Consider the following 6,967-nt stretch of genomic DNA (forward strand, 5'->3'; position numbering starts at 1 on the left):
GCGCAAAAGCCCCTCAAGCGGCTGCAACGGTCTGTATCGCGCAAGCAGAAGGGGTCAAACCGCTACCAGAAAGCGGTCAAGAGGTTGAGCAAGGCACATCAGAAAGTAGCCAACCAGCGCCGGGATTTCCACCACAAAGTTGCTCATCAGCTTTTGCAAAAAGGGAGACACATAGCCCATGAGGCATTGAACATCAAAGGTCTGGCAAGGACAAGGTTGGCCAAATCTATCCATGACGCCGGTTGGGGTGAGTTCCTGCAAATTCTGGCAGCCAAGGCTGAAAGAGCTGGGCTGTTGACGATTGCAGGGGATCCCCGCGGCAGCAGTCAAGGGTGCTCGGGGTGTGGTCGTGAGGTGCCCAAAGAGCTGCATGAGCGGTGGCACGATTGCCCCCACTGCGGGCTAAGGATGGCAAGGGATCACAACTCGGCGAGAGTCATCAAATCCAGAGCGGTGGGGCGTCCCGTTCTTCAAGCTCAGGAAATGTCCTGCTATCGGGCAGGAGTCACTGGGAAGCCTGCACTCTATGCGTCAGCATGAGTGCGGGAGTACGTCACGTATTCATACTCAAGATAGGGTGGACATGGACCCAGAATAGAGGGGGAAGGAGAAGAGGCGCGTAGCATCTGCTACTGTTCTGAGGACATGGCGAGGAGAAGCTGGCACCACCTAAGGAGCCGCCGGCAACCGGCCAGAGCAAGTTTGCAGAAGATAGGAACCTAAGGACAGAAAAATGGCGACAGCGCGACGGGTGGCACGGGTAGCCGAGCTGATCAAACGGGAGGTCAGCCAAATCCTGCTCTCGGAGATCAAAGATGACCGGGTGGGGGCAGGGATGGTCAGCATTGTGGACGTAGAGGTTTCCAATGACCTGCAAAATGCCCGCATCTTCGTCAGCATCTATGGCGATGAAGCGGCCCAGCAGCAGACCATGGAGGGGCTGGCTTCCGCCACTCCCTTCGTGCGGCGGGAAATCGGTCAGCGCCTCGGCCTGCGACGGGTGCCGACGGTGGTGTTTTTGCAGGATCGCTCTTTGGAGCGGGGATCCCGGGTTCTGGCCCTGCTCAACCAACTGAGACAGCCCGCTGAGGCCCAACAACAGGAGGGATCCCACCCTGGGGTTGAGGGAAGGATGGCGGACACCCCTGGGGGTGAAGAAGACGAATTGAGCGAACAACAATAGTTGCTCGCTTTAAGAGTTGCCCACTTTCGTGCCAACCTGGGGGATCTGCGCTAAAGCTCCGCCTGCTTTGCACAAGCGAGAAAAGAACCTACCTGAATGACCAAGTGGACCGGAGAGGCCTTGGCTTCGCAGCGATGCGGACAACCTCAAAGCAATGTTGTCTCACGGAGAAGTTTTTGGATTTGTTAGGCTTAAGGAAGCCATACGGCCTTTTCCCCGGCCATCTCATCTGTACAGGGCTCAATGTCGGCGGCATGCTTACGCCAACCGGGGCCTTCTGCCCCAATGGGCAGCACCGTCGCTGCCGTAAACCGGCGAAAGGGCTGTAAAGTTGCGGTTTGTGCCTTTTCTGCCTTTTCATGGATGTTCAAAGCCCACTGCAACCGGATCCCGCTTTAGCGGGTGCTACTCCACTCCAAGCTCTGCAAGCTCTGAACCAGAGTGTTGCCGAAGCTTTGGTTTCCTGCTTGAAAGGGCAACCCCAACAAGCCACCCAGCACCTTTTACTGGCTCTGCCGCAGTTAATGGCTGCTCTGGGGGCTTTGAGGCAAAAATCTTCCGTTGGCGTCAGCGGGCCGGAGGCCTTGGTTGAGTCTACAGGCCGGGCCTCAGAAGCCAACCCCAAGCGCATCATTCACATCGAAGGCAACCGCGTGCAAGTGTGGGTGGATAACCAGATTCGGAGCAGTTGGAGCATTTGGTCGGTGGGAGATCTCAAGGAAGTCTGCCGGCTGGCAGAAGAATTTGATTGTGGCCTCAGCTATTCCCTGGGAGATAGCTCAGGGTCGAAGTCAGAAATGCTGCTATTGGCCTCCAGTCCTGCGGAACTGCCGGATCTGCTCTCGAAATCCGAAGACTCTGCTGCCTAGCAGCCCCGTTCTCCGATCGCTGTTTCTCTTGTGACCCCATGCCTATGGCGACACCCCAACGGCTCCAGAAGCTCTTGGCTCAACAGGGGCTGGCCTCCCGTCGCCAGGTGGAAGCCTGGATCCTGGCCGGGCGCATTCGGGTGAACGGGAAGGTGGTCACCGAGCTGGGCTTTAAAGCCGATCCCGAACGGGATCGCGTCGAGGTGGATGGACGGGTGATCCCTTTCGGGGATCCAGCCCGCTACGTTTTGCTCCTGCACAAGCCCCTGGGGGTTTTGTCAACCTGCAAGGATCCGTGGGGGCGCAAGACGGTGCTGGATCTGCTTCCCCCGCCCTGGAACCGGCAGATCCGCCTTTATCCCGTGGGCCGACTGGATGCAGACAGCAGTGGGGCGCTGCTGCTCACCAACGATGGCGACCTGACGCTGAAGCTGACCCATCCGCGCTATCATCTGCCCAAAATCTATCGGGTGCAGGTACAGGGGCGTCCGAGCCGGGCTACCCTGCAACAGTGGCGAGACGGAGTAAACTTAGAGGGGTACACCACTCTGCCGGCAGAGGTGGAGTTCTGCCCTGCTCCCAACTTTGGGTATAGGCAGGATGCCAATTCCTCGTGGCTGAGGGTGGTTTTGTTTGAGGGGCGCAACCGGCAAATTCGGCGCGTAGCGGAGCAGCTGGGGCATCCGGTGCTCAGGCTGCATCGGGAAGCAATCGGCCCGCTGCACCTCGGAAACCTAAAGGCAGGTCAGTTCCGCCTATTGGAGCCCCAAGAGGTTCAGGCTCTGCTAGCCCCTCTTGCCGGTACCGACAGCTTGGCTCTGTTCAGAAGCGCCTCTTTGCACTCTTTCCGTCCCTCTTCATAATTAGCTGTGGGAACTGTGCGCACAATCTCACACTAGCCTCCTCTCTTCCGCAGGTAGCCGAACGATGCAAGAGTCGGAACGCTCTAAGGACTCGGTCCCGCTAACGCGATTGGAAGCCCTGGGATCCCTGTTGCGGCAAACACGAGAGGCACGGGGGCTGACGTTGACAGATGTAGCCAACGATACATTCATCCGCTCCCAATATCTGCAGGCCCTGGAGGAAGCAGACTTGAGTCGGCTGCCGGAGCCGGTTTACGTGCAAGGCTTCATTAAGCGCTATGCCAACTATCTGGGGCTGGATGGCGAGGCTTTATCTCGGCAAGCTTTGCCACTCCTATCTGCCAAAACGCCCCATGCGCTCCCTCCTCTTACTGCTGTTGGCGAACAGCCGGCCTTTGCCCTGCGCCCCTTTCACCTTTGGGCCGCCTATGTGGTGCTGGTCGTGCTGGCGGTGGGAGGGCTGTCGGCTCTTTTGGACGGCACGGGCAACCCCTTTGGGCATTGGCTGGCCAGCCTACAAAGCGGCGAGGGATCCCAGTCGCAGCCGCGAGCAGCTGACTCCCCTGGGCGCAGCCCAGAACCGACCCTTCGCCAGATGTTTCCCACACTGGATCAGTGGACGCGCATCCAGGGGGTTTTCCCCGACGTGTTGGAGGCCCCGCCGCGCAAGCCGGTGCGCCTTGATATTCGCGTGGTAGAGCGTCCCTCCTGGCTACGAGTCATTGCCGATGGACAAACCGTTTTTGAGGCCACCCTGCAGCCGGGGGCGGAGCTGAACTGGGAAGCCGAGCGATCGATTGTGCTGCGCGCCGGCAATGCCGGCGGGGTGTTGGTGACCTTCAACGACCGCGATCTGGGAGTGATGGGAAGGTTTGGAGAGGTGAAAGAGCTGATGTTTGAGCCGGGGCTAGACATTCAATCCTTCCAATCCTTGCAATAGGGATCCGGCTTGGACGGAGGGGCTAAAGGCCTTGATTGGGTTGAGGTAGGGCAGAAGCGATTTGCCACCCTTGGGATTCCAACTGCTGCAGCAGACGCCAGACTTTGTGCAGATCTTTGTCGCCCGGCTGGCGTTCCACACCGCTGGAGAGATCAATGCCGCTGGGCTGGAGGTGGCTGAGGGCCTGCAGAACATTGTCTGGGGTGAGGCCACCGGCCAGGAGCCAGGGCAAGGGCAGAGAGCGGTGGGCCAACTCTGGCCAGTTGAGGGTTTGCCCAGTGCCACCCGCACGCTGGGGGTGATAGGCGTCCAGAAGCAGAGCCTCCACACAGTCGCCGTAGAGGTGGGCTGCCTCCAGATCTGCCAGGTGGCGAATGCGCAGGGCCTTAATGCGGCGAATGCCAGGGAGCCATTCTCCCAGTTGCCGGCACTCTTCTGGCGATTCCCGGCCGTGGAGCTGAACAGCCGTGAGGCCGCCCACTTCCACCCAGGTGGCAATGGTACGGGGATCCGGATCCACAAAGACCCCCACCTTTTCCACATGGCGGGGTAGGGAGGCAAGCCAGCGGGCCTGGGAGAGAGGCAAATAGCGCGGCGTGTTGGGCACTGCGATAAATCCAAGAGCGCTCACCCCCAGCGCGGCGATAGCCTCCGCTTGATCCTGGCGGGTGATGCCGCAGATTTTGACAAACAACCGGCCCATTGGGATCCCTTCCGACAATCCCCTACTTTTGGTCGGGGCGCATTTGCAGACGATCCGGCTGTGCTGGATGAAGCGTGTTGATCCGGCGCACCATTTGCCACAGCCGTCCAAAGTTACGCTGGTTAAAGTGCATCACCAGCCGCGGCAGATGGGCAATCTCTTCCTCTGCTTCTTCCGGCAAAGCCTCGGTTTGCTCGATCCGGCCCGAGTCGAGAATGTCGGCAAACTCTTCGTTTAAGATATCCAGAGCCTGGGGCGAGAGCTTGGCATTCAAGCGCAAAACCAGCAGTTCCCGCACATAGCGATTGCTGTGAAAGATGCGATAAAAATCTAGGATCTGCTGGCAGGCGTCCCCTACATCGTCGGTTAAGGTGTATAAGAAGAGATCTTCCGGGCTGATCAGGCCGCGGCTGAGTAGATGCTCCCGCACATATTCATCCCATTCTTTCCAGTAGCAACCGCCCTTCTTGTCCACCAGCACCAAGGGCATGAGCTTGGTTTTGCCGGTTTGCATCAAGGTCAGACATTCAAAAGCCTCATCCTGCGTACCAAAGCCACCGGGGAAAAGCACCAGCGCATCGGTTTCTTTGACAAAAAAGAGCTTGCGTGAAAAGAAATACTTAAAGTTAATTACCCGATCGCTGGCGGCAATCACAGGATTGGCCATCTGCTCGAAGGGAAGCTGGATATTCAGCCCAAACGAGTTTTCCAGCCCTGCGCCCCGATTGCCGGCTTCCATAATCCCACCGCCGCCCCCCGTCAGCACCATGAACCCTCGCTGGCTGATGCAGTGGGCGAACAACTGTGCCTGGCGGTATTCCGGGCTGTCCGGCCCTACCCGTGCCGACCCAAAAACTGTTACCTTGCGCTGATGGACATAGTTCTGGAAGGCCGCAAAGCCCTGCTCCAGATCCTCAAGCGTGGCCGCTAGGATCTTAGCGTCCAGGCGGCTGAGATTCAGAGATCCCATCCGCTGCAGCGACTGCAAAACGCGCAGCCAAGCCGTCCGGTTGGGGTGATGCTCCAACTGCTTCAGACGAGTCTCGGCGTTGGAGAAAATTTCCTGGAGAAGAGAAGAAAGGGAATCAGCCAAGCCAGAATCCAGAGTTCTCTGTCATTACTTTTTACTGCAATAGGCTATCGACGCTAAATGCTACTTAGGCCTTACCCCCGGATCCAAACATAGCGCTCTGAAGCGTTGAGGGCCGCTCCTCCTGCTAGGACCTTAGCTCTCGGCAGGCGTGTCGAAGTGCTTCTCCAGAATTGTCGTTAGAGTTGCCTTGGGCACAGCGCCGACTACCACATCGACCTTCTGGCCTCCCTTGAAGAGCATCAAAGTGGGAATGCTGCGAATGCCATACTGGCTGGCAGTTTGGGGATTCTCGTCTGTATTAATTTTCACAACCTTAACCTTGCCGGCATACTGCTCGGCTATCTCCTGAACCACAGGAGCCACCATCCGGCATGGGCCACACCAGGGCGCCCAGAAATCCACTAAGACCGGAATATCGCTACGCAGCACCTCTGCCTCAAAGGTAGCATCAGCGACGTCTATTGCTGCAGACATGCTTGGAGAACTCCTGAAACAGTACATACCTGTCACTTCAAGCAATCCTATCACAACTTTCTGGGCTTTTGTTTTAGGCCGCAGCAGGCGCCTGCAATTTTCTGCCGGAGGGTCAGGCTGAACAGGCGAGCTTTTTCCAAGCCGAGCGGGGTATTCTGGACTGAAGGAGTGAGAAAGCGTGCAAGGGCCGATGACATTTGAGCTCGGGCCAGAGGGAAGCAATCAGGCTGAAGCCGAGAAGCGGGCTTCCGTCCAGGAAGTGGCTGTGGATTTTATTCGCCACGGCATAGCCGAAGAAGCGCAAGCGGGAGTGGAGGACGCTTTTCGCGCCTTGACCGATGAGGGACGCAAGCGCTGCCGCAAAATTGCCCGCCAACTCAAGGATATGGGCTGGAAGTGGGATCTCCTGCTCACCAGTCCCCTTGTGAGGGCGCGGCAGACGGCGGAGATTTTTTTCGACGAGAACTTGGCCGAAGCTCTAGAAGTGTTTGAGCCGCTGGCCCCGGACGGCAGCTTCGCCGACCTGGTGCGCTGGCAGGCGGAGCGGGATCCCTTCACGTCTCTGGCCTTGGTCGGCCACCAGCCGGATCTGAGCCTGTGGATACAGGCGGCTATTGGCCTGCAGCCGGCCAATCCCCAGGCCATTACCCTCAAAAAGGCAGGCTTGGCCCAGGTGCGCTTTGCAGAAGGCCGTATCGACTATTGCCAGGGATCCCTGACGTTGTTGCTTTCTCCCAAAGTGATATTGCGCTGACTCTGCCCCCCTGATGTAGCTGTGCGAACGTGGCAGCTAGCGTTAACTTTTGTTAAGGTGGTACAAACACCCAGGCGTAGGGAGCATT

General features: G+C 58.2%; 10 protein-coding genes. 6 read left to right on the forward strand and 4 right to left on the reverse strand.

What is annotated here, in order from left to right; translation table 11 throughout:
* Positions 1–540: RNA-guided endonuclease TnpB family protein (locus tag SYN63AY4M2_RS03750; RefSeq protein ID WP_143597421.1), on the forward strand; the 540-nt coding region annotated here is incomplete at its 5' end.
* A 193-nt stretch (positions 541–733) separates the two neighbouring features.
* A complete protein-coding gene (gene rbfA, locus SYN63AY4M2_RS03755) occupies positions 734–1,183 on the forward strand; it encodes a 30S ribosome-binding factor RbfA (RefSeq protein ID WP_011429667.1) in 450 nt (149 codons plus the stop codon).
* A 191-nt stretch (positions 1,184–1,374) separates the two neighbouring features.
* On the opposite strand, the gene SYN63AY4M2_RS13910 is transcribed toward rbfA, so the two are convergent.
* Positions 1,375–1,566, reverse strand: a complete 192-nt coding sequence (locus SYN63AY4M2_RS13910) for a hypothetical protein (RefSeq protein ID WP_168173306.1) — start codon at positions 1,564–1,566, stop codon at positions 1,375–1,377.
* Between the two features lie 141 nt (positions 1,567–1,707).
* Between SYN63AY4M2_RS13910 and SYN63AY4M2_RS03760 the strand changes: the two genes are divergently transcribed.
* From SYN63AY4M2_RS03760 to SYN63AY4M2_RS03770, 3 genes are all read left to right on the forward strand, one after another.
* Positions 1,708–2,052, forward strand: a complete 345-nt coding sequence (locus SYN63AY4M2_RS03760) for a hypothetical protein (protein ID WP_240530492.1) — start codon at positions 1,708–1,710, stop codon at positions 2,050–2,052.
* A 44-nt stretch (positions 2,053–2,096) separates the two neighbouring features.
* Positions 2,097–2,915, forward strand: coding sequence for a pseudouridine synthase (locus SYN63AY4M2_RS03765; RefSeq protein ID WP_011429664.1), 819 nt, complete (start codon positions 2,097–2,099; stop codon positions 2,913–2,915).
* Positions 2,916–2,979: 64 nt separating this feature from the next.
* The gene (locus SYN63AY4M2_RS03770; RefSeq protein WP_099812362.1) at positions 2,980–3,855 is read left to right on the forward strand and encodes a helix-turn-helix domain-containing protein; all 876 of its coding nucleotides are present in this window, start codon (positions 2,980–2,982) and stop codon (positions 3,853–3,855) included.
* 22 nt (positions 3,856–3,877) lie between these two features.
* Here SYN63AY4M2_RS03770 and SYN63AY4M2_RS03775 read toward each other — a convergent pair whose 3' ends face one another.
* The 3 genes from SYN63AY4M2_RS03775 to trxA all read right to left on the reverse strand — a co-directional run bounded on the left by SYN63AY4M2_RS03775 (position 3,878) and on the right by trxA (position 6,125).
* Positions 3,878–4,558: a phosphoribosylanthranilate isomerase gene (locus SYN63AY4M2_RS03775; RefSeq protein WP_011429662.1), complete on the reverse strand. Its 681-nt coding sequence runs from the start codon at positions 4,556–4,558 to the stop codon at positions 3,878–3,880.
* Between the two features lie 22 nt (positions 4,559–4,580).
* Positions 4,581–5,651 carry an LOG family protein gene (locus SYN63AY4M2_RS03780; RefSeq protein ID WP_011429661.1) on the reverse strand — a complete coding sequence of 357 codons (1,071 nt, stop codon included), beginning with the start codon at positions 5,649–5,651 and terminating at the stop codon, positions 4,581–4,583.
* A 132-nt stretch (positions 5,652–5,783) separates the two neighbouring features.
* The gene (trxA, locus tag SYN63AY4M2_RS03785; RefSeq protein WP_011429660.1) at positions 5,784–6,125 is read right to left on the reverse strand and encodes a thioredoxin; all 342 of its coding nucleotides are present in this window, start codon (positions 6,123–6,125) and stop codon (positions 5,784–5,786) included.
* 190 nt (positions 6,126–6,315) lie between these two features.
* On the opposite strand from trxA, the gene sixA reads away from it, so the two are divergent.
* Complete coding sequence (sixA, locus tag SYN63AY4M2_RS03790; RefSeq protein ID WP_083759151.1) at positions 6,316–6,879, forward strand: phosphohistidine phosphatase SixA; 564 nt, start codon at positions 6,316–6,318, stop codon at positions 6,877–6,879.
* Positions 6,880–6,967 lie beyond the last annotated feature (88 nt).

It is taken from the genome of Synechococcus sp. 63AY4M2, from assembly GCF_002760475.1.
In the GTDB taxonomy this organism is placed as follows: Bacteria; Cyanobacteriota; Cyanobacteriia; order Thermostichales; family Thermostichaceae; genus Thermostichus.

Coding starts and splice junctions, on each gene's coding strand:
- trxA (WP_011429660.1), bottom strand. CDS start 6,125: ATGTCTGCAGCAATAGACGTCGCTGATGCTACCTTTGAGGCAGAGGTG.
- SYN63AY4M2_RS03760 (WP_240530492.1), top strand. CDS start 1,708: ATGGCTGCTCTGGGGGCTTTGAGGCAAAAATCTTCCGTTGGCGTCAGC.
- sixA (WP_083759151.1), top strand. CDS start 6,316: ATGACATTTGAGCTCGGGCCAGAGGGAAGCAATCAGGCTGAAGCCGAG.
- SYN63AY4M2_RS03775 (WP_011429662.1), bottom strand. CDS start 4,558: ATGGGCCGGTTGTTTGTCAAAATCTGCGGCATCACCCGCCAGGATCAA.
- rbfA (WP_011429667.1), top strand. CDS start 734: ATGGCGACAGCGCGACGGGTGGCACGGGTAGCCGAGCTGATCAAACGG.
- SYN63AY4M2_RS03770 (WP_099812362.1), top strand. CDS start 2,980: ATGCAAGAGTCGGAACGCTCTAAGGACTCGGTCCCGCTAACGCGATTG.
- SYN63AY4M2_RS03765 (WP_011429664.1), top strand. CDS start 2,097: ATGGCGACACCCCAACGGCTCCAGAAGCTCTTGGCTCAACAGGGGCTG.